This window comes from Xanthomonas hortorum pv. cynarae (assembly GCF_002939985.1).
Classification (GTDB): Bacteria; Pseudomonadota; Gammaproteobacteria; order Xanthomonadales; family Xanthomonadaceae; genus Xanthomonas; species Xanthomonas hortorum_D.
The window spans coordinates 29640-55727 of the sequence record NZ_MDFM01000005.1; the positions used below are offsets into that span (position 1 = coordinate 29640).

The 26088-nt window shown below is 64.5% G+C and carries 20 protein-coding genes; 15 read left to right on the forward strand and 5 right to left on the reverse strand.

Annotated features, from left to right (window positions below; translation table 11 throughout):
• Positions 1-71: 71 nt before the first annotated feature.
• On the reverse strand, positions 72-1169 hold the full coding sequence (locus XcyCFBP4188_RS04800) for a dipeptide epimerase (RefSeq protein ID WP_006449383.1): 1098 nt from the start codon (positions 1167-1169) through the stop codon (positions 72-74).
• Positions 1166-2578, reverse strand: a complete 1413-nt coding sequence (locus tag XcyCFBP4188_RS04805) for a C40 family peptidase (protein WP_006449382.1) — start codon at positions 2576-2578, stop codon at positions 1166-1168. Before XcyCFBP4188_RS04805 ends, XcyCFBP4188_RS04800 begins: the two co-directional genes overlap by 4 nt.
• Positions 2579-3096: 518 nt before the next feature.
• Between XcyCFBP4188_RS04805 and XcyCFBP4188_RS04810 the strand changes: the two genes are divergently transcribed.
• The 10 genes from XcyCFBP4188_RS04810 to hglS all read left to right on the forward strand — a co-directional run bounded on the left by XcyCFBP4188_RS04810 (position 3097) and on the right by hglS (position 10854).
• Positions 3097-3903: an N-acetylmuramoyl-L-alanine amidase gene (locus tag XcyCFBP4188_RS04810; RefSeq protein WP_006449381.1), complete on the forward strand. Its 807-nt coding sequence runs from the start codon at positions 3097-3099 to the stop codon at positions 3901-3903.
• A gap of 97 nt (positions 3904-4000) precedes the next feature.
• Positions 4001-4747: a M15 family metallopeptidase gene (locus tag XcyCFBP4188_RS04815; RefSeq protein WP_162096828.1), complete on the forward strand. Its 747-nt coding sequence runs from the start codon at positions 4001-4003 to the stop codon at positions 4745-4747.
• 150 nt (positions 4748-4897) lie between these two features.
• A complete protein-coding gene (locus XcyCFBP4188_RS04820) occupies positions 4898-5095 on the forward strand; it encodes a CPXCG motif-containing cysteine-rich protein (protein WP_006449379.1) in 198 nt (65 codons plus the stop codon).
• Between the two features lie 136 nt (positions 5096-5231).
• Entirely contained in the window at positions 5232-5609 is a 378-nt protein-coding gene (locus tag XcyCFBP4188_RS04825) for a hypothetical protein (RefSeq protein ID WP_006449378.1), read from the forward strand.
• 225 nt (positions 5610-5834) lie between these two features.
• Positions 5835-6194, forward strand: coding sequence for an EF-hand domain-containing protein (locus XcyCFBP4188_RS04830; protein ID WP_043907690.1), 360 nt, complete (start codon positions 5835-5837; stop codon positions 6192-6194).
• Positions 6195-6466: 272 nt separating this feature from the next.
• Complete coding sequence (locus XcyCFBP4188_RS04835; protein ID WP_174556012.1) at positions 6467-6871, forward strand: EF-hand domain-containing protein; 405 nt, start codon at positions 6467-6469, stop codon at positions 6869-6871.
• A 37-nt stretch (positions 6872-6908) separates the two neighbouring features.
• A complete protein-coding gene (locus XcyCFBP4188_RS04840; RefSeq protein ID WP_104591720.1) occupies positions 6909-7667 on the forward strand; it encodes an HAD family hydrolase in 759 nt (252 codons plus the stop codon).
• 108 nt (positions 7668-7775) lie between these two features.
• Positions 7776-8363, forward strand: coding sequence for a hypothetical protein (locus tag XcyCFBP4188_RS04845; RefSeq protein ID WP_104591721.1), 588 nt, complete (start codon positions 7776-7778; stop codon positions 8361-8363).
• 170 nt (positions 8364-8533) lie between these two features.
• On the forward strand, positions 8534-9154 hold the full coding sequence (locus XcyCFBP4188_RS04850; protein ID WP_167393504.1) for a hypothetical protein: 621 nt from the start codon (positions 8534-8536) through the stop codon (positions 9152-9154).
• A 332-nt stretch (positions 9155-9486) separates the two neighbouring features.
• Positions 9487-10854, forward strand: a complete 1368-nt coding sequence (hglS, locus tag XcyCFBP4188_RS04855; protein ID WP_104591723.1) for a 2-oxoadipate dioxygenase/decarboxylase HglS — start codon at positions 9487-9489, stop codon at positions 10852-10854.
• Positions 10855-11742: 888 nt separating this feature from the next.
• On the opposite strand, the gene XcyCFBP4188_RS04865 is transcribed toward hglS, so the two are convergent.
• The 3 genes from XcyCFBP4188_RS04865 to XcyCFBP4188_RS04875 all read right to left on the reverse strand — a co-directional run bounded on the left by XcyCFBP4188_RS04865 (position 11743) and on the right by XcyCFBP4188_RS04875 (position 19597).
• Positions 11743-14883 carry an efflux RND transporter permease subunit gene (locus XcyCFBP4188_RS04865; RefSeq protein WP_104591724.1) on the reverse strand — a complete coding sequence of 1047 codons (3141 nt, stop codon included), beginning with the start codon at positions 14881-14883 and terminating at the stop codon, positions 11743-11745.
• A gap of 130 nt (positions 14884-15013) precedes the next feature.
• On the reverse strand, positions 15014-18262 hold the full coding sequence (locus XcyCFBP4188_RS04870) for an efflux RND transporter permease subunit (protein ID WP_104591725.1): 3249 nt from the start codon (positions 18260-18262) through the stop codon (positions 15014-15016).
• A gap of 93 nt (positions 18263-18355) precedes the next feature.
• Complete coding sequence (locus XcyCFBP4188_RS04875; RefSeq protein ID WP_006453108.1) at positions 18356-19597, reverse strand: efflux RND transporter periplasmic adaptor subunit; 1242 nt, start codon at positions 19595-19597, stop codon at positions 18356-18358.
• 256 nt (positions 19598-19853) lie between these two features.
• On the opposite strand from XcyCFBP4188_RS04875, the gene XcyCFBP4188_RS04880 reads away from it, so the two are divergent.
• The 5 genes from XcyCFBP4188_RS04880 (at position 19854) to XcyCFBP4188_RS04900 (ending at position 25861) form a co-directional block, all read left to right on the forward strand.
• Positions 19854-21170 carry a M20 family metallopeptidase gene (locus XcyCFBP4188_RS04880; protein WP_006453107.1) on the forward strand — a complete coding sequence of 439 codons (1317 nt, stop codon included), beginning with the start codon at positions 19854-19856 and terminating at the stop codon, positions 21168-21170.
• Between the two features lie 177 nt (positions 21171-21347).
• A complete protein-coding gene (gene queF / locus XcyCFBP4188_RS04885; protein WP_006453106.1) occupies positions 21348-22163 on the forward strand; it encodes an NADPH-dependent 7-cyano-7-deazaguanine reductase QueF in 816 nt (271 codons plus the stop codon).
• A 103-nt stretch (positions 22164-22266) separates the two neighbouring features.
• Positions 22267-22560, forward strand: a complete 294-nt coding sequence (locus XcyCFBP4188_RS04890; protein ID WP_006453105.1) for a LysM peptidoglycan-binding domain-containing protein — start codon at positions 22267-22269, stop codon at positions 22558-22560.
• Between the two features lie 93 nt (positions 22561-22653).
• Complete coding sequence (locus XcyCFBP4188_RS04895) at positions 22654-23208, forward strand: RodZ family helix-turn-helix domain-containing protein (RefSeq protein ID WP_006453104.1); 555 nt, start codon at positions 22654-22656, stop codon at positions 23206-23208.
• A 421-nt stretch (positions 23209-23629) separates the two neighbouring features.
• Positions 23630-25861, forward strand: coding sequence for an NADP-dependent isocitrate dehydrogenase (locus tag XcyCFBP4188_RS04900; RefSeq protein WP_104591726.1), 2232 nt, complete (start codon positions 23630-23632; stop codon positions 25859-25861).
• Positions 25862-26088 lie beyond the last annotated feature (227 nt).

Consider the following 26088-nt stretch of genomic DNA (forward strand, 5'->3'; position numbering starts at 1 on the left):
GGATGGATTCACGGCGTGTCCCGCGAGCGGTGAGGGCACCGCGCCCTCGACCAGAAATATCCAACGGCGCTTTAATCCGACAACAGCTCCAGTCCGCGAATGCGTCGGATGCCCAGACCCGGCGAGTCGTCGATATGGAGTTGCGCTTCGTCGAAGTGCACTCCGCCCTCGGTGGGATCGAACTGCCCGAGTGCGGGCGCATCCAGATCCGCCAGGGTGATGCTGTCGGCCTTGGTCACGGCCAGATGTACCGCCGCCGCCACGCTGATGCTGGATTCGATCATGCAACCGATCATGCACGGCACCCCATATAACGCCGCGATATCGGCGATGCGGATTGCGTTGGAGAGCCCGCCGGTCTTCATCAGTTTGATGTTGACGATGTCGGCGGCGCGACGCTGGATGAGCTCGATCGCCTGGATCGGCGAGAACACGCTTTCGTCGGCCATCACCGGCGTGTCGATGCGCGCGGTGACGAAGGCCAGGCCGTCGATGTCGGCCGCCTTGACCGGCTGCTCCACCAATTCCATCACGATGTCGGCGTCTTCCAGCGTGCGCATCGTGCGCACCGCCTGTTTGGGCGTCCAACCCTGGTTGGCATCCAGGCGCAGCGATGCGCGGCCAGCAACCGCCGCATGAATCGCCTTGACACGTTCGACATCCGAATCGCTGTCTTTGCCGACCTTGATCTTCAGCGACCCATACCCGCGTGCGAGCGCGGATAGCGCATCGGCCACCATTGTGTCGATGGCATCGACGCTGATGGTGATATCGGTGGTGATGTGCGGCGTGCCGCCACCGAGCGCCTGGTATAGCGGCGTGCTCAATGCCTGCGCCCACAGATCGTAGAGCGCGATTTCCACTGCCGCCTTGGCGTTGGTATTGCGCTCCAGCGCGTGTTGCACCAGCGTGCATAGCCGGTTGAGATCGGCCACGTCCTGGCCGATCAGCTTCGGGGCGATGCATTGTTGGATCGCGGCGATGATGGAGCCATGCGTATCGCCGGTGATCGGTGCGGTGGCCGGCGCTGCGCCATAGCCGATATGGCCGCTGTCGGTCTGCAACAGCACCACCACATCCTCGATCGCCTGCACGGTGCGGACCGCGGTCTTGAACGGAGTTTTCAACGGCACGCGCAGCATGCCGAGGCGGAAGCCGGTGATCTTCATGGGGAGCCAATCGGTGCGATGCGTTGGATGCGGGTGATGTGATCGACAAACGGCGTGCCGTCGCTGGCGAGCAGTGCCAGCAGCGGGGTGACCGATACGCCGTTCAAGCGCGCGCGCTGCACGCTGCCATCGGCCGCGCGATAGTTGGCGCCGGCCACATCGTGGATGACCCACGGTGCGCCTTGTTCATGCCCGATCACCAGCATCACATGGCCGGGGATATAGATCAGGTCGCCGACCTGCAGTTGTGCGAGTTGTTGCAGGCGTTGCGGCAATGGCGCGCGCACATCGAACGGCACGTTACGTAACGCCGGACTCCGCGCCTGATCGCCGGTATTGCGCGGCAATGCGATGCCGAGGCTGCGATACACATCCAGCACGAAGCCGCTGCAGTCGCGGGCGTCGTAATCGTTGCCCCAGCCATAGCGTTCGCCAAGGAATTTGAATGCCTGACGCAGTAACGCTGTATGGGTGGCCGGCAACGGACCAATGCGCATGTCGGCACCGCGCGGGATCAGTGCCGGCACCAGCTGCAAGCGGCCTTCTTCTTTGCGCAGTGGCAGTTGCACGACATAGGCAGCGAGCGGCAACTGCCCGTTGACCGGCTGTTGCGGTGGCCAGTCCTTGAGCAGCGGCACGCTGGTGCCCATGTCCAGCGTCAGCGCTGAGATCGCAGGTAATTCGGGTGTGTAAGCGCTTTGCACGCGTGCGCCGGTGACCATCACGCGTGGGCTGCGTTGTGCGTAGTCCAGCACCTCGGCGCGTGTACCGATTGCGAGACGATCACTGGCGATCCATGCGGCGTAGTTGGCGGCCAGCACGAATTGCCATGCGCCATCGGCACTGGTGTGCAACACCGCCACCGGCGTGCCGGGGTAGAGCGCCGATTCCTGAAAGCGGTCGATGTCGCGGTCGTCGGTGGTGGTGAACGCACGCTGCGTAGTGGGAAATGTGCGTAGTGCCGCGCGTTGTACCACCAGCGCGAAGCGTGGCGTTACCTGGGCGGGGAGTGCATCCAATGCCAGTGCGCGGCGCAACGCGGCCAAGCGTGTCGCATCAATGGGCATTCCGTCCGCACCGTACAACGCACGCGTTGGCGTGGCCGACAGTTTCTCGATGCGTGCGCGTACATCGGCAGCAGGGAGAGCTTCGGGCAGCTGTGACAGATCGTGCATGGAGACATCGTCATGCAGCAAGCGCGCATTGAAGCTGGCGATCTGTGCGGAAGTCAGGCGCAGCGCTTGTGCGGTGCGACTGCGTTGGATCCAGTAATCGGCTGTCAGCTGCGCATCGCTGATCGCAAATGGGGCCGTCTGCTGCACATGAACGGCATGTGTTGCCGGAGCCGCACTGCAGGGCAGGCCGGTGACCAGCAGCAACAACGTCAGCAGGCGGCGCGACAATGGCATGAAGAAGGCTCTTGATGGATGTAGCGACTGACAAGGTGCTGTGCGAGAGACCAATGCTGCAAGCGCATTCTGCACCTGCAACGAGCGCAATGGATTGCAGTGTACGCGTGGCGCATGCCGCGGTGCCTACCGCGCTTGTCGCATGGTGCAGGGGCGCCGACTTGGTGGCGTGCTGTTACTGGCTGTACTCGTGTCGCCAAGCCTGCCAATGCCGATGACCGGCTGCGGAGCGCACGGTTGGCGACCTCGCCACGACCAGACCGGATGCAGCGCCCGGAACGCGGGCATCGCCATCACATGGGTGGCATCCGGAGTGCTCCCGATGCTGAGCGTCAACTGCACAGTCATCGCCAAAGATGGTGGGCGCGTGCTGGAAGTGGCCGCGCACTTGCAGGGCTGCTCGCGGCCGCTGCAACTTCATGACGCTCGGCAGATAATGGGTGCACCGCGTGCGGTGTCCATCCAGGCGCAGGCGCGGCGCATGCCCTTGTCGTTTCGCCAGTCACCCGGAGAGTCCGATGTCGCCCACTACCGCCCTGTTGCCATCGCTCTGGCTACGCGCCGCGTGTTGCCTGGTCGTGCTGTCGTTGGGTGCTTGCGCGCATGCGCCGCAGCGCAATCCGCTGGCCCAGTGGGTGCCGTCGCCCAATTACGACACGCGCCGGCCGATCCTGATCGTGCTGCACTTCACCGACCAGCACTCGGTGCAGCAAAGTCTGAGTACGCTGCGCGGGCGTAACAGCGGTGGCCGGGTCAGTGCGCATTATCTGATCGGCGACGATGGGCAGCGCTATCAGTTGGTCAGCGACGACCAGCGCGCCTGGCACGGCGGTGCCGGGCGCTGGGGCACCATTACCGACATCAATTCCGCTTCGATCGGCATCGAGCTGGACAACGACGGCAGTGAGCCGTTCGCGTCCGCGCAGATCGACAGCCTGCTGGTCTTGCTGGACGACCTGTGCACGCGCTTGCGCATCCCGCGCACGCAGATCGTCGGCCATGAAGACGTCGCGCCGACGCGCAAGAACGACCCCGGCCCCCTGTTTCCCTGGAAACGCCTGGCCGACGCCGGATTCGGCCGCTGGCCAGCGGCCGATGCCCCGGCTGCGCCGGCCGGTTTCGACCCGTGGCAGGCGCTCGCCCTGCTCGGCTACAGCGTCGAGGATCCCGCCGCGACGCTGCGCGCCTTTCACCACCACTATCGCGGCAACGATGCACGCACATTGGATGCTGAGGATCTGCGGATTCTGTATGCGTTGACCGGACCACTGCGGCCACCAAGCCTGCCTGGCGCTGCCGAGCCGCTTGAGGGCGATGGGCCGTAAGCGGATCCTGGTCGAAGTGGCCAAGCCACCTCTTCGGCAATTGGGTAAAGATCGGCGAATGGCGCGCGTCATTTGCGGCTTGGACAGGAGTAAGACCATGCAGAAAACCAAACTGTTACAAATTCAGCGCCGTGACTGGCCGCAGGCGATCTGGAGCACGTTGCTGATGATGGTCGCGCTACCGTTTGCCGTAAACGCAGCCGAGGTGCGCGTTTCGCCAGCGCAGACACCCGCACAAGCCGGCCTGGTCGATGTGCGCAGCCTTGCGCCGGAGATCGCGGTGGACATGCGCTATGCGGGCAGCAACAACTTCACCGGGCGTGTGGTGCCGGGGTATGCGGCGGCGACCTGCTATCTGCTGCGTCCGGCGGCGGAGGCGTTGGCGCGGGTGGCGCGTACGCTCAAGGCGCAGGGATATCGGCTGCAGGTGTTCGATTGCTATCGACCGGTGCGGGCGGTGCAGGCGTTCGTGGCCTGGGCCGCGGATCTGCAGGAGCAGTCGAGCAAGGCGCAGTACTACCCGCGCGTTGACAAGCGCGCGCTGCTGGGCGATTACATCGCCGAGACCTCCGGCCATAGCCGCGGTGCGACGCTGGATCTAGGCTTGCTGGATTGCCGATCGGGCCAGTGTCTTACGGTCGATATGGGCACCGATTTCGATTTCTTCGATGCGCGTGCGCATACCGATGCACCCGATATCGGCGCCGCGCAGCGGGCGAACCGTCAGCGCTTGCTGCGTGCGATGGCGGCGCAGGGCTTTGCCAACTATCCGATGGAGTGGTGGCACTTCACTCTGCGTCCCGAGCCGACGCCCGATACTGCGTACGACGTTCCGGTCAACTGATCGGGCACGAAGCCGCTGCGCTGTCGCCGGTGGTCGTGGGCGCTCGGCAGCGGTCAATGCCGCTCGTACACTGCGCGTGCTACCGGCCATCCGCGCGCTGCGCATGGCCTGATTGCCGCGTAGCGTGTATTGCCACTTCAAGGAACTGTCATGTCCGACCCGGAACGTTTTGTCGATATCGCCTGCCCGTATTGCGGGGAGTGGATCACGCTGACGCTGGACCTGACCGGCGGCGATCAGCACTACATCGAAGATTGCCAGGTCTGCTGCAAGCCGATCTCGGTGAGCGTGCAGTGGGACGAAGAGGGCGAGGCGCAGGTGAGCGCGCGCGGGCAGGACGATGCATGAGCGTGGCTTGTCGAAGGATCGAGCAATCGGTTTGCCAGCCAATCCCCATTCGCGTGACCGATCGTTCCTGCGGGTCTGGCAGGGATCGGTCGCCCGCAGCCGCTAGACTGGTGCACCTGCTGCCCGGATCGTCACGATGAATTTGTCTCTGCACTTCGGCCTGCTCGGTTCGCTGGAGGCTGGTTTGATCGCGTTGGTGCTGGGAGTGCTGGTGTTTGCGGCAGTGGAGCACAGCGGGCGGCGCCTGCAGTTCACCCATGGGCACACGCTGGGGATCGCCTGCCTGCTCGCGATTGCGATCGGCGCCGGTTACGACATCTGGAAACTCGTCTACACCAGCATTGTGCGGCTGGAGTCGCCGTTGTATGCGCGCATCGCGTTGGCCAGGATCCACGATCCCAACGAGCTGGGATCGCGTGTAGTGCTGGAAGTGTTCGGCGCGATTGCCGGCGTGGTACTGGGTTGGAAACTGTTCAGTTCCGGAAGCTGGGACGACGCGCCACCGAACGCCTGACATCGCCCGAAAAAATGTGCGGGAGTTCGCATATTTTCATGCATTGAATGAGCCACTTCTATTTGGCTCATCGAGACCTAACAGACGGCTAACCGCAAATATCCGCGCTGTGGTTAAAAGGATGTTTTGCGCAATTTTAGCGTGGGTTTTCTATTCATTTGCTTCAGGTAAGTTGGTGCCATGCGCGGTGACACCGTGCATTCCCAAGCCAAGGAGACCACCCAAATGAAGAATCGCAACCGCATCTCGCTGCTCGCTGCCACCGCCGCCCTTGCTGCCGCCTTGGCGCTACCGGCCATGGCGCAGAGTACGCAACAGGATGCCGCCGCGACATCGGCCCAGTCGGGAAGTTCTGCCACCACTGCGGCACAGCCTGCACAGTCCGGCGGCGGCCAGACCTGGGCGAGTGTCGACACCGATAGCAGCGGCGCCATCAGTACACAGGAGGCTCAGGTCAACGCTGGGCTTGCGCAGATCTTCAACGACGCCGATTCCGACAAGGACGGGCAATTGACCCCGGACGAGTACAAGGCGTTTGTCGTCAAGCAGCAGGGCGGCGCAGCGAGTGGGTCGCAAGGCAATTAAGGCAGTAGGTCGCAACGTAAGTGGGTTTGTTTGCTGACATTTTTCCAAGTATCAGGAGGCAGCCTTCGCAGTAGCAGGTGTTTGATCAGCAGTTGTCGTTTGATCCGTGGTATCGCTTCTGGATGCACGGAATGAGCAAGTAACAGGATGGGCATGCGGGAGCGATCTGCCAGGGTCGCTCCCGTTTTCTTTACGTCTGCCTCGCTACGGTGGTGTGGCCTTCTGCCCGGTCTTCTATCATGTTTCAGTTGCGCATCGTCTTGTTGGTCGGCTTGTCGAGTCCATTGCTGGCGCTCGCCGCGCCACCGGAGCTGCCCACCGTGGCGCCACTGCCGTCGCCGACGGCATCCAATACCGCTGCACCGGCGATGTCGCCCTTGCCAATCGATCCACCAACGCCCGCCAGCACGCCATTGCTGCCTGCCGATGTGCCCGGGTCATCCACTGCCAAAGGCAGCGCAGAGGCGTCGCTCGCACCGCAAGCAGGCGCTCTGGTGCCACGCAGCTTTCGCAGCCTGGACAGCGATGCCGATGGGTCGCTGACGATGGCCGAAGCCGGTGCGGACCCGGTCCTGCGCGAGAACTTCGCCGGCTTCGACAGCAATGGCGATGGGCGTTTGTCGCGCGACGAGTTCGTCAGCTACCAGCCCGGCCCGGGCGATGCCGCAGGCGACTGAGCATGGCAACGCTCCAGTGCGCTGCTAGACTTGTGCGATGACCTCTTTTGCACAGCGCGACGGCCAGGCGATCCAACTGGTCGGCTTCGATGGCGACGATACCCTCTGGAAGAGCGAGGACTATTACCGCAGCGCCGAAGCGGATTTCGAAGCGATTCTGGCCGATTATCTGGACCTGGGCGACAGCCGCATGCAGCAGCATCTGCTGGCGGTGGAGCGGCGCAATCTCAAGGTATTCGGTTACGGCGCCAAGGGCATGACGTTGTCGATGATCGAAACCGCGATCGAGCTGACGCAGGCACGCATTGCTGCGCGCGACATCCAGCGCATCGTCGAGATCGGCCGCGCCACGCTGCAGCACCCGTTGGAGGTGATTGCCGGCGTACGCGAGGCGGTCAGTGCGATTGCGGCCGACCATGCGGTGGTGCTGATCACCAAGGGCGATCTGTTCCATCAGGAGCAGAAGATCGAGCAGTCCGGTCTGGCCGATCTGTTTCCGCGCGTCGAAGTGGTCTCCGAAAAAGACCCCAAGACCTATGCGCGCGTGCTGAACGAGTTCGACCTGCCTGCGCAGCGCTTTGTGATGATCGGCAATTCGTTGCGTTCGGATGTGGAGCCGGTGCTGGCCATCGGTGGCTGGGGTATCTACACCCCTTACGCGGTGACCTGGGCGCACGAGCAGGAGCACGGCGTGGCCGCCGACGAGCCACGCATGCACGAAGTGCCCGATGCGGCCGGCTGGCCTGCGGCGGTGCAGGCGCTGGATGCATTGGCCCGGCAGCACGCGCTAAGCTGAAAGCGGCGAACAAGATCACTGCAGATGCAACAGGCGGGCACGCTGAGGTGCCCTAGCAACAGGACGTTTCCGGCTGGGCGCAGGCATGGCCGACCTTGGGGATCACCAATGCACATGTTGTCGTTTACCTATCGCACCAGCCTGGCAGTGTTGTTGGGTCTGCTGGTGGCTACGCTGCCGCTGGCAGCTGCCGAGCTCGAAGAAGAAGTCATCAACCCCAGCGAAGTGATCTTTCGCGACGGCCAGCCGTACTACGACGATGGCGGCGACTTTGTCCGCCTGCGTACGCGTCGGGAGGGTGGGGAGTTGGTGTATTTCCGCACGGTGCACTTCGACCGTGAGCAAGGCTATGTGGATGCCCACGGTCAGAGTATCGCGACCTTGCAGACCCGGCCGAATGGGCGCGATGGCAATGCTGCATTCGCGGCCGACCGGTATTCGGACGATCGCTCCGGTGAATACGTCGGCGATGGCAGCGGGTATCCGGGATATGGCGCCAGACTGCGGCTGGGTGCATCGCGTAACCGTCCCTACGGGCAGATTTATTACGGCAACGGGCTGTACGGCCCGGACCCCTACAGCAGCCCGCACAACCGCGATGCAAGGCAGCGTTACATCGGTCCGGGCTATGTTGGGTCTTGCGACCTGACCGGTTGCCGCGAAGTGCATCACATCGGTTCTTACGATCTGCGCTGAGCGTAGATCACTCCTGCTGCGCCAACCGGCGCAGCTGCGTTGCCGACGCGCGGTGCGATCTGCACCACGCGCTTACTTTGAAGTCTTGGCGCGCCACGCTGCTTGCCTGACGACTGTTGGCCACGTGTGACATGGGGCAGCGCTGCGATCGGCCTGACACCGGCGCGGGCATGCGGCATCATCGGCATATGCGTTTACTGTCCACTGCCCTGTTGCGATCTCTGCCATTGCTGATGGCGTTGCTGTTGCCGATGTTGGCGGTAGCGCAGACATCGCCTGCCGCAACGCCAGCGGCAGGCGCTGCGGCAGAGCCGGCGCCGGCGGTGATCCCCGGCACTGGCGATGCGTGGGTGGACCAGCATCTGGCCGATATGGGTAGCTATGCGCAGCGCTATCCGGACAGCTTTATCGCCGAAGTGGCGCGCTACACCGGCACCCCGCGCGGTTACGTGCAGGCGCTGCTGCAGGTGCATGGCTGGCATGCGGGCGATATCTATTTCGCCTGTTTCTGGGCGCAGACCCTGCAGTTGTCCTGTCGCGACGCGGTGCGTGCGTACAGCCGCGACCATCACGATGGCTGGCAAGGCGTGGTCACGCGTTTGTCGGCCAGCCCGGACAGCGCGCACATGCGTGCGCTGCGGCATGCCATCGTCGCCAGCTACGACCGCTGGGAGCGGCCGATCACGCTGGATGCGCTGCTGCGTCGACAACTTGGCGACCATACGCAACGGCTGGAGGCCGCGCGCCAGGCCAGCGAAGCGGACGAGGCCGCGGCGCAGGCCGGGCTTTAGAGCGTGTGATTCCCTCCGGCCTTCCCGAGTGGGGTGGCCTTCAGTGGCACGGGGTTTAGCGGCATGGAGCGTGCGTCGCGCGGCTTGCCTTGGCCGGCCAGCCGAGCCGGTACCACGCAGCGCCGGCTCCGCATCGCTAACGACCACCGCCTCTGATCCTGAAAGGCATCATCGGCTCTGGCGCGGCAAAAGGCCTACGCAGTCTCCATGCCGCGCGACTGTCTGCACGCCAACGTGCTCGCCGGCATGCTGCCGTGCAGCTGGTCGCCGCAGGGCAGGGTCGGCGAGAATGCGGTAACGCTGGCGTTGGCCGGCTCCGCCAAGACCAGCCCATGCGCGATACCGTGTTTGTCTCTCCCGATCAGATCCGCAGCCTGTTCTCCCAGGCGATGTCGGACATGTATCGCGCCGAAGTGCCGTTGTACGGCGACTTGATGACGCTGGTGGCGCAGGTCAACGCCGACACCCTGAGCGCCGATCCCGCCCTGGCCGCGCGCCTGCAGCGCAACGACGAGCGCGCGCGGCTGGATCTGGAACGCCACGGCGCGATCCGGGTCGGCACCGCGCAGGAACTGGCCACCTTGCGCCGGCTGTTTGCGGTAATGGGCATGCATCCGGTGGGCTATTACGACCTCTCGGTGGCCGGGGTGCCGGTGCATTCCACCGCGTTCCGCCCGATCGACGATGCGGCGCTGTCGGCCAATCCGTTCCGCGTGTTCACCTCCTTGCTGCGGCTGGAGTTGATCGAAGATGTCGCGCTGCGTGCGCAGGCCGAGCAGATCCTGCAGCAGCGGCAGATCTTCACCGCCGGCGTGTTGGAGTTGATCGAGCAGCATGAGCGTCACGGCGGGCTGGAGGCGGCGCAGGCGCAGGAATTTGTGGCGCAAGCGCTGGAAACCTTCCGCTGGCATGGCGATGCCACCGTGTCGCTGCCGACCTACCGCGCGCTGAGCGAGGCGCACAAGTTGATTGCCGACGTGGTGAGCTTCCACGGCCCGCACATCAATCACCTGACGCCGCGCACGCTGGATATCGATGCGGCGCAGGCGCAGATGCAGCGTGCCGGCATCGATGCCAAGGCGGTGATCGAAGGCCCGCCGCAGCGGCGCATTCCGATCCTGCTGCGGCAGACCAGCTTCAAGGCTCTGGAAGAGCCGGTGCGCTTTGTCGGCGACAGCGGGCTGGCCGAACATGGCACGCACACCGCGCGCTTTGGCGAGATCGAGCAGCGCGGGCTTGCGCTCACGCCCAAGGGTCGCGCGCTGTACGACGCGTTGCTGGCGCAGGCACGCGACAGCGATGGCGCCGGCAGCACCGGCGCCGATTACGCCACGCGCCTGCAGACGGCGTTTGTGGCGTTTCCCGATGACGAAGCGCTGTTGCGTCAGGAAGGCCTGGGCTATTTCCGTTATGCGTTCACCGAGGCAGGCCGCGCCGATCCCGCACAGGTGGCCGCGATGCCAGCAGAAACTGCGATCGCGCTTGGCCTGGTCAGCGCCGATCCGATCATCTATGAAGATTTTCTGCCGGTGAGTGCGGCGGGTATCTTCCAGTCGAATCTCGGCGGCGCCGAACAACGTGCCTACGCCGCACATTCGAGCAAGCGCAGTTTCGAGCAGGCATTGGGCGCGCAGGTGCACGACGAATTTGCGTTGTACGCACAGTTGGAGCGGGAGTCGCTGCAGGCGTTGGTGGTGTAAGGCAGCAACCAGGCGACAGTATCAGGTGGGTGTGTGCGGTAGCGGTATCCCGCAGTTCCAGGTGCTGCATGCGATATCGCCCAACTGCACGCACTACGAAGAGCGACTGATAAAGTTCTCAGCGCTGTCTCGATAGCGGCAGCGTGTTGGCCACACGCCCCTGTTTTGACGAATGAGTTGGTGTTGGATGGAGGTGACATCGATCGGATAGAACTAAGCTGATCAGACCGCACCTAATCGAACTACCGCGCTCCATGCTCTGCTTGTAACCACGCACACTGACCATCTCCACTGGTCCTTGCCCGCCTACCGTCGCGGGACCTTACGCGGCATGGATGCCGCCTAAGAGCCTACACGGACGTACTTGCGGCGTGTCCCGCGATGGTGGGCGGGCAAGGGCCCTGCAGCAAACCCGCAAATCAGCCGCTCTGCACCCGACGGCATCTCCACCCCCGTTCGAGTACCTCTCAAGGCGACCGGGATCTTGAGCTTCAGCATTGCTTGGATGTTCCGAAACCTAGCGGGTCGAGGGCGCGACGCCCTCACCGCTTGCGGGACACGCCGTGAATCCATCCCTGGAGGCTCGGTGGCGGCATCCATGCCGCCACACGGTCCCGCCATCGGCGAAGACACCGCACCAGAGAGTTGATCGGTAGCTTTGTTTAAAAACCTGCACACCGACACTCCCGACTGGTCCTTGCCCGCTCACCGTCGCGGGACCTTACGCGGCATGGATGCCGCGTAAGAGCCTACACGGACGTACTTGCAGCGTGTCCTGCGATGGTGGGCGGGCAAGGGCCTTGCAGCCAAGCCGCAGATCAGCCGCTCCACAACCGCAACGCATCCACACCGTTCAATCACTTCTCTTTGGTTTTTGTCAGCCCAGCCTCAGTGCGCCGAGGCTGCCGGGCGCCGTGCTGCCGCGCGTTCTGCACGGCGTGCGCGCGCACGTGCGCGACGCGCCTTCCAGCGCTCGCTCAGGCAGGAGAAGATCACATACAGCGCCGGGGTGCTGAGCAAGGTCAGGCTCTGCGAGAAGATCAGCCCACCGATCATCGCGATACCGAGCGGGCGGCGCAGTTCCGAGCCTTCGCCCAGGCCCACCGCCAGCGGCACTGCGGCCAGGATCGCCACCATCGTGGTCATCATGATCGGCCGGAAGCGCACGATCGAGGCCTCGCGGGCGGCCGCGCGCGCATCCATGCCGTGCACGCGCTGCGCCACCAGTGCGAAGTCGATCATCATGATGGCGTTCTTCTTGACGATGCCGATCAGCAACACCAGCGCGATCATCGAGATCACCGATAACTCGGTGTTGGTGAGGAACAACGCCAGCAGCGCGCCGACGCCGGCCGCCGGCAGCGTAGACAGGATGGTCACCGGATGGATCAGGCTCTCGTAGAGCATGCCCAGCACGATGTAGACGGTGAGCACCGCCGCCAGCAGCAGCACGCCCATCGAATTGGGGCTGAGCTGCACGTTGAAACTGTCGTCGCCGCTGAGACGAATGCCGTCGGGCATGCGCAGCCCGTCCACCGTGGACTTGATGATCAGGTCTGCCTCGCCGGTGCTCACGCCCGGCGCCAGGTTGTAGCTCAGATCCATCGTGGAGTACTGGTTTTCGTGGATGATCTGCGGCGGCGCCAGGCCAGGTACCTGCGTGGCAACCGATGTGATCGGCACCATCAGGCCGGCACGGTTGGGCACGAACACCTGATCCAGCGCCTTGGGCGTGGCGGTCTGCGAGGGCAACGCATTGACCACCACGCTGTACTGGTTGAGATCCGAGTAGATGGTGGAAATGGAGCGCTGGCCGAACGCGCCATACAGCGCGCCATCGATCGCACCGACCGAGATGCCCAGCCGCGCGGCCTTGGCACGGTCGATCACGATGTTCTGGCGCAGGCCCGAGGTGTCCACATCGGTGCCGACATCGCGCAGGCGCGGATTCTTCTTCAACGCGGCCTGCAGCTTGGGCAGCCATTCCTGCAGCTGTGCCAGATCGTTGCCCTGCAGCGACACGCGGTATTGCGCGCCCTGGCTGGTGCCGCCACCGCCATCGCTGGGCAGGTCCTGGATGGCGCGCAGGCGCAGATCCAGATCCGGGTAGCGGTCGGCTTTGGCGCTCAGCCGTGCGACCACTTGAGCGGTGGTGTCGCGGCGGCCTTCATTGCGTTTTTTCAGTTCGATATTGAACGAGGCGCTGGAGCCCTGGCGGCCGGAACCCAGCCGCGCGCCGACGGTCTTCACTGCCGGGTCGGCCATCAACATGTCGGTGATGCGGCGCTGGCGGCTGACCATGTCGGCGAACGAGACCGTGGCGCTGGAATTGGCGCGGCCCCAGATCAGCCCGGTGTCCTGCGCGGGGAAGGAACCCTTCTTGACCGCGCTGCCGAGAAAAATGGTGGCGGCAATCAACAGCAAGGGCGTCAGCGACAGCAGCAGCGCGTGGCGTAACGAGAAATCCAGCGCCACCGTGTACACCGCCAGCATGCGCTCATGCATGCGGTCCAGCCAGGCACCGAAACGGCTAGGTTTTTCCGGCTCGGTATGCGCCGACAGAAAGCGGCTGCACAACGCCGGCGTCAAGGTCAGCGACACCAGCATCGACACCACGATCGCTGCCACCAGGGTCACGGTGAATTCGCGGAAGAACGCCCCGACCATGCCGCTGGCAAACAGCATCGGAATGAACACTGCCACCAGCGAGGCGGTGATCGAGACGATGGTGAAGCCGATCTCGCGCGCACCGGCCAGTGCCGCATCCAGACGCGACATGCCCTCGTCGAGATGGCGCATGATGTTTTCGATCACCACGATCGCATCGTCGACCACAAAGCCAATCGCGATCACCAGCGCCAGCAGGCTGAGGTTGTTCAAGGTGAAGCCCAGCATGTACATCACCAGCGCCGAGCCGGCCAACGACAGCGGCACGGTGACTGCGGCAATCAAGGTCGGTGCCAGCCGGCGCAGGAACAGCGCCATGGTCAGGATCACCATCACCAGACTGATCATCAGCGTGGCCTGCACCTCGTGCAGCGAGGCGCGGATGGTGGGTGTGCGGTCGAAATAGGGCGTGAGTTTGGTGCCGGGCTGCAGGTAGGCGCGCAGCCCGGGAATCTGCGCCTTCACCTGGTCCACGGTTTCGACGATGTTGGCGCCGGCGCGGGTAAAGGCATACATCACCACCGCCGGTTTGCCGTCGAACCAGGCCGCCTGATACGCATCCTGCTGGCCGTCGTAGACGGTGGCCACATCGCCCAGCCGCACGATGCGCCCGTTGGACTGGGTGGAGATCGCCAGCTGTGCGAAATCGGCGGCCTTGGCGACCGAATCGTTGGCGACGATGGCCATGGTGGTGTTGCCGTCGGACAGGAATCCGGTTGGCGAGGTGACGTTGGCCGCACGTACCGCGTTGCGCAGATCGTCCGGGGTCAGGCCCAGCGCGTTGAGCGCGCGCAGATCCACATCCACGCGTACCGCCGGTGTGGAGGCGCCGGCAATATCCACCGAACTGATGCCGGTGATCTGGCGCAGCCGTTGCGCCAGCAGCGAGTCGGCGACGTTGTAGAGCTCATCGGCCGATTGGGTGTCGGAGGTCAACGCGATGGCGATGACCGGGTCGTCGTTGGGGTTGGCTTTCGAATAGATCGGCGTGCCAAGCCCGGAAGGCAGGTCCGATTGCGACGAGTTGATGGCGGTCTGCACGTCCTGCGCGGCCGAATCGATGTTGCGATTGCTCTGGAACACCAGCACCACCAGGCTGCTGCTCTCCGAACTGGAGGAGCGCATGCGGTCGATGCCGGGCAGCTGGCCCAGATGCCGTTCCAGCGGCGCAGTGACGGTGGAGGCCATGGTGCTGGCATCGGCGCCGGACTGCGTGGCGTGCACGAAGATCAGCGGAATCTGGATGTTCGGCAACGCCGCCACGCCCAGCCGCAGGTAGCACATCAATCCGATCACGAACAAACCGATCGCCAGCAACGAGGTGCCGATCGGGCGCTTGATGAAGGGGGCGGAGATGTTCATGGCTGTGGTGCCGGGATTTGGGAATCGGGATTAGGGATTCGGCAAGCAGGGCCAGCGCCACGCCCGAGCGCGCCTGCGCGCAGGCGAAGCCGCGGTCCGGAAATCCGATCAGCCTTCGCTGCACCAGTCGTCATGCCGGGCGCTCCGAGGTGGAGGCCGGGTTCGCGCCGTCACGGCGTGCCGCACGCCGTGCACGCCAATCGCGCACGCGCTCGCCGGCGCGTTCCATGTACAGATAGATCACCGGCGTGGTGTACAGCGTCACCAATTGCGACAACAGCAGGCCGCCAACGATGGCGATGCCCAGCGGACGCCGCAGCTCCGAGCCGATGCCGGTGCCCAGGGCCAACGGCAAGGCGCCCAGCATCGCGGCGGCGGTGGTCATCATGATCGGGCGGAAACGCAGCAGGCAGGCGCGCCGGATCGCTTCGTGCGCGTTGGCGCCTTCGCGGCGTGCGTCGATGGCGAAGTCGATCATCATGATCGCGTTCTTCTTGACGATGCCGATCAGCAGCACGATGCCGACGATGCCGTCCACCGACAGGCTCAGCCCGCACATCATCAACGCCAGCAGCGCGCCGACACCGGCCGGCGGCAGCGTGGAGATGATCGTCAGCGGGTGGATGTAGCTCTCGTAGAGCACGCCCAGCACGATGTAGATCACCACGATCGAGGCCAGCAGCAGCCACACGATATCGGTCTGGCTGCCGGTGAATTCGGCCGCCTTGCCGACGAACGCCGCATGCACCTGGGTCGGAATCTTGAGGTCTTCGCGCGCCTGTTCGATCGCTTCCACCGCCTGCGACAGCGAATGGCCCGGCGCCAGATTGAACGAGACCGTCACCGCCGGCAGCTGTTGCTGATGGCTCACCACCAACGGCGTGTTGGTGACCTTGGCCTCGGCCAGTGCGGCCAGCGGAATGATGCTGCCGGCACCGACCACGATGCCGGTGTTCTGCGCGCCCACGCCGGTGGCGGTGGACGAGTTGGACGAGCTCACCTGGCCGAAGCTGGTCGCATTGGTGCCGGTCAACGCGCCGCTGCCATTGCTGGCCACCGCCAGCTGATTCATCAATGCGGTGCTGCTGCGGAATTCCGGCGCCACTTCCAGCACCACCCGGTATTGATTGAGCTCGGTGAAGATGGTGGAGATCTGGCGCTGGCCGAAGGCGTCGTACAGCGTGTCGTCGATGGTCTGCATCGGCACGCCCAGCATGCTGGCCTTGTCGCGGTCGATGGTCAGTTCCAGCGCACGCCCCTGGTTGGCCAGGTTGTTGTCCACGTCGGCCAACTCGGGCAGCTTGCGCATCGCCTCGGTCATGCGTGCGGCCCAGGTGGCCAGCTCGGCGCTGTCCACATCCGACATCGAATACTGGTATTCGGTGGCGGCCACGCGGGTGTCCAGGGTGACGTCCTGCACCGGCTTGAGGAACAGCGCCACGCCCGGAATGCCGGACACCGCTTTCTGCAGGCGCGGCAGCACTTCATCCAGGTTGTCGCGGTCGCCGCGCGTCTTCAGCACGATCGAGAGCTGGCCCTGGTTGATGGTGGGGTTCATCGAGCCGGCGCCGATGAAGGCCGCCACACCGGTCACTGCCGGGTCTTTCTGCAGCGCCGCGGCTACCGCCTGGGTGCGCTGCTGCATCTGCGGGAAGGCCACGTTCTGATCGGCCTGCACCACGCCGGTGATCAGGCCGGTGTCCTGCTCCGGCAGCAGGCCTTTGGGGATCGCGATGTACAGCACCACGGTCAGCGCCACCGCACCGATCGCCACCGCCAAAGTCAGCGGCTGATGCGCCAGGACCCAGTCCAGGCTGCGCTCGTAGGTGCCCACCGTGCGCGTCCACAAGTTGGTCTTGCCGGCTGCGGCGGCACGCTCGTGCGCATCTTCGCCCTCGGGCAAGGCGTCTGGCTTGAGCAGGTAGGCGCACATCATCGGCGTCAGCGTCAGCGACACCAGCATCGAGATCGTCACCGCAATCGACAGCACCCACGCAAACTCATGGAACAGGCGCCCGGTGACACCCGGCATCAGCAGCAGCGGCAGGAACACCGCCACCAGCGACACGGTCAGCGACAACACGGTGAAGCCGATCTGCTTGGCGCCGATCTCGGCCGCTTCCGGCCCGCTCTTGCCTTGTTCGATGTAGCGCACGATGTTTTCGATCATGACGATCGCATCGTCGACCACGAATCCGGTTGCCACCACCAGCGCCATCAGCGACAGGTTGTCCAGCGACATGCCCGCAAACGCCATCACCCCGAAGGTGCCGGCCAGCGACAGCGGCACCGCCACCGAGGGAATGATGGTGGCCCACAGCCGGCGCAGGAACACGAAGATCACCGCCACCACCAGGAAGATGGTCAGCACCAAGGTGAACTTCACTTCATGCACGGAGGCGCGGATGGTTTCGGTGCGGTCGGCGAACACTTCCAGATGCACATCGGCCGGCAACACCGCCTGCAGCTGCGGCAGGATGCTGCGAATCTGCTCCACCGTCTGCACGATGTTGGCGCCGGGCTGGCGGCGGATTTCCAGCAGCACTGCCGGTTTGCCATCGGCCCAGGCGGCGAGCTGATCGTTTTCCACACCGTCGACCACGTTGGCCACATCGGCCAGCCGCACCGGGCGGCCATTGCTGTAGCTGATGATGGTCTCGCGGTACTGCGCCGCATCGGTGAGCTGGTCGTTGGTGCCGATGCTGTAGGACTGGGTCTTGCCATTGAGCGAGCCCTTGGGCGCGCTGACATTGGTCTGGGTCAGCGCGCTGCGCAGCGACTCCATGGTCAGGCCCATGTTCGACAACTGCGCCGGGTTGACCTGGATGCGCACCGCAGGCCGCACATTGCCGGCGATCGACACCAGGCCCACGCCCGGCACCTGCGACAGGCGCTGGGCCAGGATCGCGTCGGCATAACGGTTGACCTCGCGCAGCGGCAGCGAGTCGGAGGTGAGCTTGAGCGTGAGGATGGCCGCGTCGGCCGGATTGACCCGGTTATAGACCGGCTGGTACGGCAGCGACGAGGGCAGGGTGGCCTGGCGGATCGCCGCCTGCACGTCCTGCGCGGCGATGTCGATGTCGCGGTCCATCGAGAACTGCAGAATGATCGTGGACAGGCCTGCCGACGAATCGGAGGTCATCATCTGCAGCCCGGAGATCTGCCCGAGCTGGCGTTCCAGCGGTGTGGTCACCAGGGAGGCCATGGTGGTGGCATTGGCGCCCGGGTACTGGGTGGAGACGACCAGGCTGGGCGCGTCGATTTCCGGTAGTGCGGAGACCGGCAGTTGCCGGTAGCCCAGGATGCCCAGCAGCAGGATGCCCGCCATCAACAACGAGGTGGCGATGGGACGGCGGATGAAGATGGTCGAAAAGCCCACGGGGGGAATCCTTGCTGAAGACGTCAATCGGTGCCGGCGCGCAATGCGCCGAGGCGCACCGGCGACGGAAATCCCGTCGCCGGTGATCGCGAGTTAGCGCGGGCCGCCGCCGCTGCGTCGGCCGCCGGCGCCGCCACGGCTCTTGTCCTGCGCGGCCTTGAGTTCGGCCTCGGTCGGCTCCGGCGGGGTTTCGCCCGGCTTGAGCGCGCTGACCTTGCTGCCCGGCTTGAGCCGGAACTGGCCTTCGGTCACTACGCGCTCGCCTGGCTTGAGGCCCTTGGTGACCTGCACATGGCTGTCGTCCACTTCCACGCCCTGCACCACGGTGCGCATCTGCGCGGTGTTGTCGCTGCCGACCACGTAGACGTAATCGCCGTCCGGACCGCGCTGCACGGCCTGGGTCGGCACCACGGTGCCGCCGGAGATGGTGCGCAGCTGCAGGCGCACATTGACGAACTGGCCCGGCCACAAGGCGTTGTCGGTGTTGGCGAAGATCGCACGCGCACCGAAGGTGCCGCTGTCGGCGGCGATGCGATTGTCGATCACCTCCAGCTTGCCGTCGCCGCTGATCACGTGCGCATCGCCGCGATCCAGCGCCGCCACATCCAGCGGGGCGGCCGCCTGGCCGCTGCGCACCGCCTGCAACTCGCGCTCGGGCAGGTTGAAGGACACGTAGATCGGGCGGATCTGGGTCAGGGTGACGATGGTGGAGGTGCTGCTGACGATATTGCCCACGTCCACGCCGCGGATGCCGGCAATGCCGTCGATCGGCGCCAGGATGCGGGTGAACTGCAACTGCACCTGGGCCGCGCGCATCTGCGCATCGTTGGCCGACACCGCTGCCTCGTACTGCGCCACCTGGTTGCGCTGGGTGTCCAGATCGGTGCGCGAGACGTACTGCTTGTAGGCCGGATCGTTGGAGCGCTGGTAGTTGACCCGCGCGGTGGCCAGCAGCGCCTGGTTCTGGCGCTTGGCCGCCAGCGACTGGTCATAGCTGGCCTGCAGGCTGCGTGGATCGATCTGCGCCAGCAGCTGGCCCTTCTTCACTTCCTGGCCCTCCTGGAAGTTCAGGCTCATCAGCTGGCCGCCGACCTGCGGGCTGACCGTGACCGTGTTGAGCGCGGTGACCGTGCCCAACGCGCTGGCGTAAACCGGCACGTCCTGGGTGGTGGCAGCCACCACCGTGACCGGCACCGGGCCGTGCTCTTCGCTGCCGCTGCCGTCCGGCGCGCCGGCGCGCTTGCCGTGATTGCCCCCACCGAACATGCGCATTGCAACGAACACCACGACAAGCACCGCTACGACCAGCAGTGTGATCTTCCAAAAACGCGACATGCGACAACTCCTGAGGGCGGGCCGGGCGCTGATGCGACCGTGGGGCAGCTGTGCGAAGCATATCGTTGCGCCCCACCAATTGAGCGTTACTGAAGTAACGGCTCGCCAGGCGAAACGGCCACGACGTTCACAGATGCAGTACAGCGGCAACGCACCACGGTCGCCACGGTTGACCGGCGGGCTGAATCGGGCACCACCGCAGCCCGCCAGCTGCGCCGGTGCACTACATTAAGCAACCATCTTTAGAGGATTCTCGATGCGCCACTCCCGCCTGCTGACCAGCGCGCTGTTGCTCGCCCTGCCCACGCTCGCCGCCGCCCAGGCCGCGCCCCGGCCCGAAGTGCAGGCCGCCGCCGCGCCGTTGCAGAGCAAGCTGGTGCAGTGGCGCCGCGACTTCCACCAGCATCCGGAACTGTCCAACCGCGAGGAGCGCACCGCCGCCACGGTGGCCGCGCAGCTGCGCAAGCTCGGCCTCAAGCCGCGCACCGGCATCGCCCATCACGGCGTGGTGGCCATCATCAAGGGCGGCAAACCGGGTCCCAAGATCGCCTTGCGCGCGGATATGGACGCACTGCCGGTGAAAGAGCAGACCGGCCTGCCGTATGCCTCCAAGGTCACCGCCGAGTACCGCGGCGAGCAGGTCGGGGTGATGCACGCCTGCGGCCATGATGCACACACCGCGATCCTGCTCGGCGTGGCCGAAGCGCTGGTCGGCATGCGCGAGCAGCTGCCCGGCGAAGTGATGCTGATCTTCCAGCCCTCCGAAGAAGGCGCCCCCGGCAACGAAGAGGGCGGCGCCTCGCTGATGCTCAAGGAAGGCCTGTTCGCCGACTTCAAGCCGCAGGCGGTGTTCGGCCTGCATGTGTTCTCCAGCGTGCAGGCCGGCAAGATCGCGGTGCGTAGCGGCCCGCTGATGGCGGCCTCGGACCGGTTTGCGATCAAGATGATCGGCCGCCAGACGCATGGCTCGGCGCCGTGGAACGGCATCGACCCGATCGTGGCCAGCGCCGACATGATCGGCGCCGCGCAGACCGTGATCAGCCGCCGCGCCAACCTGTCCAAACAACCGGCGGTGTTGAGCTTCGGCGCGATCAAGGGCGGCATCCGCTACAACATCATCCCCGACGACGTGGAAATGGTCGGCACCATCCGCACCTTCGACGAAGCCATGCGCCAGCAGATCTTCGCCGACCTCAAGACGGTGGCCGAGCACACCGCCGTCGCCCACGGGGCCACCGTCGAGGCGCAGGTGCCGGACCAGCCCGGCAACCCGGCCACGATCAACGACCCGGCACTGACTGCCAAAATGCTGCCCAGCTTGCAGGCCGTGGTGGGCGCCGACAACGTCTACGAGCCGCCGCTGCAGATGGGCGCGGAAGACTTCTCGTTCTACGCCCAGCAGGTGCCGTCGATGTTCTTCTTCGTCGGCTCCACCGCCAAGGGCATCGACCCAGCGACCGCGCCCAGCAACCATTCGCCGCAGTTCCTGCTCGACGAGTCGTCGCTGGATGTGGGTTTGCGCGCGCTGTTGCAGGTGTCGCTGGATTATCTGCATCAGGGTGAGGCTGGCTGAAACCGGGATTCGTGATTCGGGATTAGGGATTCGTGTGCAAGTGCACGATTCCCGCTGTCGGTTTGCGGTGATTACGGCGGCGGGCTGTGTGAAGCCCGCTGCTTCTGTTTGCCCAGGGGGTCGCTCCGGCGGCTGCCATACACCTCACGGCCAGCCCGCTCGCCCTAAAATGGCGGCATGAATACCCCAGAAGATTCCTCCCTCGGTCGTGAGGTCGCTTACCCCAGCGGCTACGATCCGTCGCTGTTGTTTCCGATTCCGCGCGCGGCCGGGCGCGAGGCGATCGGCCTGACCGGCGCGCTGCCCTTTATCGGCCGCGATCGCTGGCACGCCTATGAACTCGGCTGGCTCGATGCACAAGGCAAACCCTGCGTGGCCACCGCCACCTTGCATGTGCCCAGCGATTCGCCGTCGTTGATCGAATCCAAGTCGCTCAAGCTGTATCTCAATTCGCTCAACGCCACCCGCTTCAATAGCGCCGAAGCGGTGCGTACGCGTATTGCCTCCGACCTGTCCACGCGCGCCGGTGCCGATGTGGCGGTGGAATTCGGTCTGCCGCCGATCGATGCGGTGGGCGAGGGCGAATCGATCGACGCGCTGGATGTCAGCATCGACGACTACGGCCCGCCCAATGTCGCGTATCTCTCAGCGCACGCACAACCAATCGTGGAAGAAGTGCTGACCTCAGCGTTGCTCAAATCCAATTGCCCTGTCACCGGTCAACCGGATTGGGCCAGCGTCACGCTGCGCTATCGCGGCGCGCCGATCGACCGCGAAGGCCTGTTGCGCTATCTGGTGAGTTTCCGCGACCACGCCGAGTTTCATGAGCAATGCGTGGAGCGCATCTTCCATGACGTGCTGATCCGCTGCGCGCCCGAGTGGTTGGTGGTGGAGGCGCGTTATACCCGTCGTGGCGGACTGGACATCAACCCATTGCGCAGTTCGCCCAGCGTGCCGACACCGCTGTCGATTTTCCGCGATCTGCGCCAATAGCCGGCCGTGTTGGAGGATCGCGCCAGCTTCACGGCGGCGCGATCCACGCTTAACGGCGCTCCGCGCACCCTGCAGTCATCGTGACGCACGCAGGACGGCAGCAATGAGTGTCGACAAGAAAGCAGATTTTTCCAACGTAACCTCCTCGGTCGACAGCACCGCCAATGTCACGCCAGCGCCGGATTTTTCCAACGTCCGCAGCAGCGTGCAAAGCACGGCGCAGATCGTCGAAGAGACGGTGACCGTGCAGGCAGGCGACAGCCTTTCCAGTATTGCCAAACGCCATTACGGCGACGGCAATCTGTGGCCGCGCATTTTCGAGGCCAATCGCGAGACGCTCAAGGATCCGGACAAGATTTTTCCGGGGCAGGTGTTGCATTTACCACTAAAGGCATAAGCGCACGCCTGGTTAGCCGATCGCTGGCTTGGTGATCTATTGCACTCAACGCATTCTTCAAGAAACCCCATTCGTTTATCCGGAGATTCATTCATGCGTACTAAAGCCGTTTCAAGCACGCTCGCCATTGCTCTTGTCGGCGTGCTCGCACTATCAGGTTGCAAGAAAGAAGAAGATGCCAGCGTGTCGAAGGATCCCACCTCCGGTGCCGCCACCGAAGCGATGCCCGGCCCGGCTGGCACGCCGCCTGCGAGCGATCAGGCTGGCCAGAGCACTGCCACCGGTGCTGCCAGTACCGACAGTGCTTCCGCAACCGGTGCGGCGGTGACGGTATCCAGCGTCGCGGTCGGCACCACTGCTGCCGCAGACAAGACAGTGACCCCGTCGGCCAATATCACCAGCAAAGACACCATCATCGTCTCGGTGAAAACCGATGGCAGCGCGAGCAACGTGCCGGTCGCAGCCAAGCTCACTTACCAGGATGGTCAGATCGCCGGCGAGCAGAACGCTACCTTGACCACCACCGGCGCAGAAACCACCAACCTCAGCTTCAGCAAGCCCGACGGCTGGCCGGCTGGCACCTACACCGCGCAGGTGATGGTGGATGGCAAGCCGGCAGGTAATCCGCAGACCATTACGGTCAAGTAAGACAAGCGCGAGGAAGCATGCTGCATGTAGACGCGTATGTTGGCGGAGCAGGGCGGTAACACACTGGCCCGCCAACATGTTGGTCAACAGGGCGATCACTTCGTCTCTGTTCTTCCAGCAAGCCATCAAGCGGTAAGCCATCAGGGCGCGATCACACGATCGCGCCTTTTTGCTGCGCCACGTTGTGACGCGACACATTCGTTACAGCTGCATCCATGTCGATTGGCCGGGTCACGGGATGGAGCATCCGCCTGTGGTCGCTTTACCCGGGCGCGGCTCAGACGCGACAATGCCGTGCTGATCCATCGCCGCGTTCCACGCGCTGGCCGATCGGCGTGCCACCAGCGACCCCCGTCGAGCACGCCAACGCCATTGCCATGGACACCGGCGCTCCTCCCGACCACAAGAGCCATCGCACCTCATGTCGAAGACACCGAAGATCCTCTACACGCTCACCGACGAAGCTCCCTATCTCGCCACGCAGTCGCTGCTGCCGATCATCGATGCCTACACCGATACTGCCGGGATCGTGGTCGAAACCCGCGACATCTCGCTGGCTGGCCGCATTCTGTCGTTGTTCCCGGAAAGCCTGAGCGACGCGCAGAAGATCGCCGACGACCTCTGTGAACTGGGCGCGCTGGCCACCACGCCGGAAGCCAACATCATCAAGCTGCCCAACATCAGCGCCTCGGTGCCGCAGCTCAAGGCCGCCATCGCCGAACTGCAGGGCCAGGGCTATGCGCTGCCGGCGTATCCGGACACGCCCAAGGACGACGCCGAAAAAGACATCAAGGCGCGCTATGACAAGGTCAAGGGCAGCGCGGTCAACCCGGTGCTGCGCGAAGGCAACTCCGATCGCCGCGCGCCGCTGTCGGTGAAGAATTACGCACGCAAGCATCCGCACCGCATGGGCAAGTGGAGCAGCGACTCCAAGTCGCATGTGGCGCACATGGACGACGGCGACTTCTTCGGCAGCGAGCAGTCCACCACGGTGGCAGCGGCGGGCGCGCTGAAGATCGCATTCGTCGGCAACGATGGCAGCAGCAGCGTGCTGAAGGAAAAAGTGGCGGTCAAGGCTGGCGAAATCGTCGATGCCGCCGTGTTGAGCAAGCGCGCACTGGCCAGCTTCATCGATGCCCAGATCGCCGATGCCAAGGCCAAGGATGTGCTGTTCTCGGTGCATCTGAAAGCCACTATGATGAAGGTCTCCGACCCGGTGCTGTTCGGTGTGGTGGTCGGCGAGTTCTATAAGGACACGCTGAGCAAGCATGCCGATGCGCTTGCGTCGGTCGGCTTCGATCCCAACAACGGCATCGGCGATCTGTACGCACGTATCGCCACGCTGCCGGAAGCGCAGCAAGCGCAGATCAAGGCCGATATCCAGGCCGAATACGCGCAGCGTCCGGCCCTGGCGATGGTCAATTCCGACAAGGGCATCACCAACCTGCATGTGCCCAGTGATGTGATCGTCGATGCATCGATGCCGGCGATGATTCGTGATTCGGGTCAGATGTGGAACGCTGAAGGCAAGCTGCAGGACACCAAGGCGGTGATCCCGGATCGCTGCTATGCCGATGTCTACCAGGCCGTGATCGACAATTGCAAAGCGCACGGCGCGTTCGATCCGTCCACCATGGGCTCGGTGCCCAACGTCGGCCTGATGGCGCAGAAAGCCGAGGAATACGGCTCGCATGACAAGACCTTCCAGCTTCCCGCCGCCGGCACCGTCAAGGTCACCGACGACACCGGCACCACCGTCTTCGAACACGCGGTGGAAGCCGGCGATTTGTGGCGCATGTGCCAGGTCAAGGACGCACCGATCCAGGACTGGGTGAAGCTGGCGGTCGAGCGCGCACGTCTGAGCGATACCCCGGCCGTGTTCTGGCTGGACAAGGCGCGCGCGCACGACGCGCAGGTGATCGCCAAGGTCGAAACCTATCTGAAGGATCACGACACCAGCGGGCTGGATATCCGCATCCTGCCGCCGGTGGAAGCGACCACCTTCTCGCTGGAGCGCATCCGCAAGGGCCAGGACACCATCTCGGTCACCGGCAACGTGCTGCGCGATTACCTCACCGACCTGTTCCCGATCCTGGAACTGGGCACCAGCGCCAAGATGCTGTCGATCGTGCCGCTGATGGCCGGTGGCGGTCTGTTCGAAACCGGCGCCGGTGGCTCGGCGCCCAAGCACGTGCAGCAGTTCGTCGAACAGAACAGCCTGCGCTGGGATTCGCTGGGCGAGTTTTTGGCTCTGGCCGCCTCGCTGGAGCATCTGGGCAACCGCTACGACAACCCGTCGGCCACGGTGCTGGCCAAGGCGCTGGACGTGGCCAACGGCCAGTTCCTGGACAACAACAAATCGCCGGCACGCAAGGTCGGTGAACTGGACAACCGCGGCAGCCACTTCTATCTGGCGATGTACTGGGCGCAGGCCCTGGCCGCACAGACCGAAGACACCGCGCTGCAGGCCAAGTTCGCGCCGCTGGCCAAGGCCTTGACCGAGAACGAAGCCACCATCGTGGCCGAGCTCAACGGCGCGCAGGGCAAGCCGGTGGATATCGGCGGCTACTACCACCCCGATCTGGCCAAGGTCAGCGAAGCGATGCGCCCGAGCAAGACCTTCAACGACGTCTTGGCGACGCTGAAGGCCTGATCCTGATGGCTGAAGCCGCCTTCTGAGGCGGCCTGTCCGCATGCATGTCCCCACGACCCGCTTCGTTCGAAGCGGGTCGTTCTGTTTCCGCGACACCGATGAGAAGGCCGCCAGGGTGCGATCGCGTATGCCGTCGCTAACGCCGACCATCGCCAACCATTGGCGTGCTCGTCCATGTCAATACGCTGTAAGACACACACTTGAGCGTTCGGCTGGATCGTTGGATC

What these genes read in the sequence shown, in the direction of transcription:
- XcyCFBP4188_RS04850 (WP_167393504.1), top strand. Translation starts at nt 8,534, where the DNA reads ATGCGGCATCATCGGCATATGCGTTTACTGTCCACTGCCCTGTTGCGA.
- XcyCFBP4188_RS04840 (WP_104591720.1), top strand. Translation starts at nt 6,909, where the DNA reads ATGACCTCTTTTGCACAGCGCGACGGCCAGGCGATCCAACTGGTCGGC.
- XcyCFBP4188_RS04825 (WP_006449378.1), top strand. Translation starts at nt 5,232, where the DNA reads ATGAATTTGTCTCTGCACTTCGGCCTGCTCGGTTCGCTGGAGGCTGGT.
- XcyCFBP4188_RS04895 (WP_006453104.1), top strand. Translation starts at nt 22,654, where the DNA reads ATGCGTACTAAAGCCGTTTCAAGCACGCTCGCCATTGCTCTTGTCGGC.
- XcyCFBP4188_RS04815 (WP_162096828.1), top strand. Translation starts at nt 4,001, where the DNA reads ATGCAGAAAACCAAACTGTTACAAATTCAGCGCCGTGACTGGCCGCAG.
- XcyCFBP4188_RS04880 (WP_006453107.1), top strand. Translation starts at nt 19,854, where the DNA reads ATGCGCCACTCCCGCCTGCTGACCAGCGCGCTGTTGCTCGCCCTGCCC.
- XcyCFBP4188_RS04890 (WP_006453105.1), top strand. Translation starts at nt 22,267, where the DNA reads ATGAGTGTCGACAAGAAAGCAGATTTTTCCAACGTAACCTCCTCGGTC.
- XcyCFBP4188_RS04810 (WP_006449381.1), top strand. Translation starts at nt 3,097, where the DNA reads ATGTCGCCCACTACCGCCCTGTTGCCATCGCTCTGGCTACGCGCCGCG.
- XcyCFBP4188_RS04800 (WP_006449383.1), bottom strand. Translation starts at nt 1,169, where the DNA reads ATGAAGATCACCGGCTTCCGCCTCGGCATGCTGCGCGTGCCGTTGAAA.
- XcyCFBP4188_RS04820 (WP_006449379.1), top strand. Translation starts at nt 4,898, where the DNA reads ATGTCCGACCCGGAACGTTTTGTCGATATCGCCTGCCCGTATTGCGGG.
- XcyCFBP4188_RS04830 (WP_043907690.1), top strand. Translation starts at nt 5,835, where the DNA reads ATGAAGAATCGCAACCGCATCTCGCTGCTCGCTGCCACCGCCGCCCTT.
- XcyCFBP4188_RS04900 (WP_104591726.1), top strand. Translation starts at nt 23,630, where the DNA reads ATGTCGAAGACACCGAAGATCCTCTACACGCTCACCGACGAAGCTCCC.
- hglS (WP_104591723.1), top strand. Translation starts at nt 9,487, where the DNA reads ATGCGCGATACCGTGTTTGTCTCTCCCGATCAGATCCGCAGCCTGTTC.
- XcyCFBP4188_RS04805 (WP_006449382.1), bottom strand. Translation starts at nt 2,578, where the DNA reads ATGCCATTGTCGCGCCGCCTGCTGACGTTGTTGCTGCTGGTCACCGGC.
- XcyCFBP4188_RS04875 (WP_006453108.1), bottom strand. Translation starts at nt 19,597, where the DNA reads ATGTCGCGTTTTTGGAAGATCACACTGCTGGTCGTAGCGGTGCTTGTC.
- XcyCFBP4188_RS04845 (WP_104591721.1), top strand. Translation starts at nt 7,776, where the DNA reads ATGCACATGTTGTCGTTTACCTATCGCACCAGCCTGGCAGTGTTGTTG.
- queF (WP_006453106.1), top strand. Translation starts at nt 21,348, where the DNA reads ATGAATACCCCAGAAGATTCCTCCCTCGGTCGTGAGGTCGCTTACCCC.
- XcyCFBP4188_RS04865 (WP_104591724.1), bottom strand. Translation starts at nt 14,883, where the DNA reads ATGAACATCTCCGCCCCCTTCATCAAGCGCCCGATCGGCACCTCGTTG.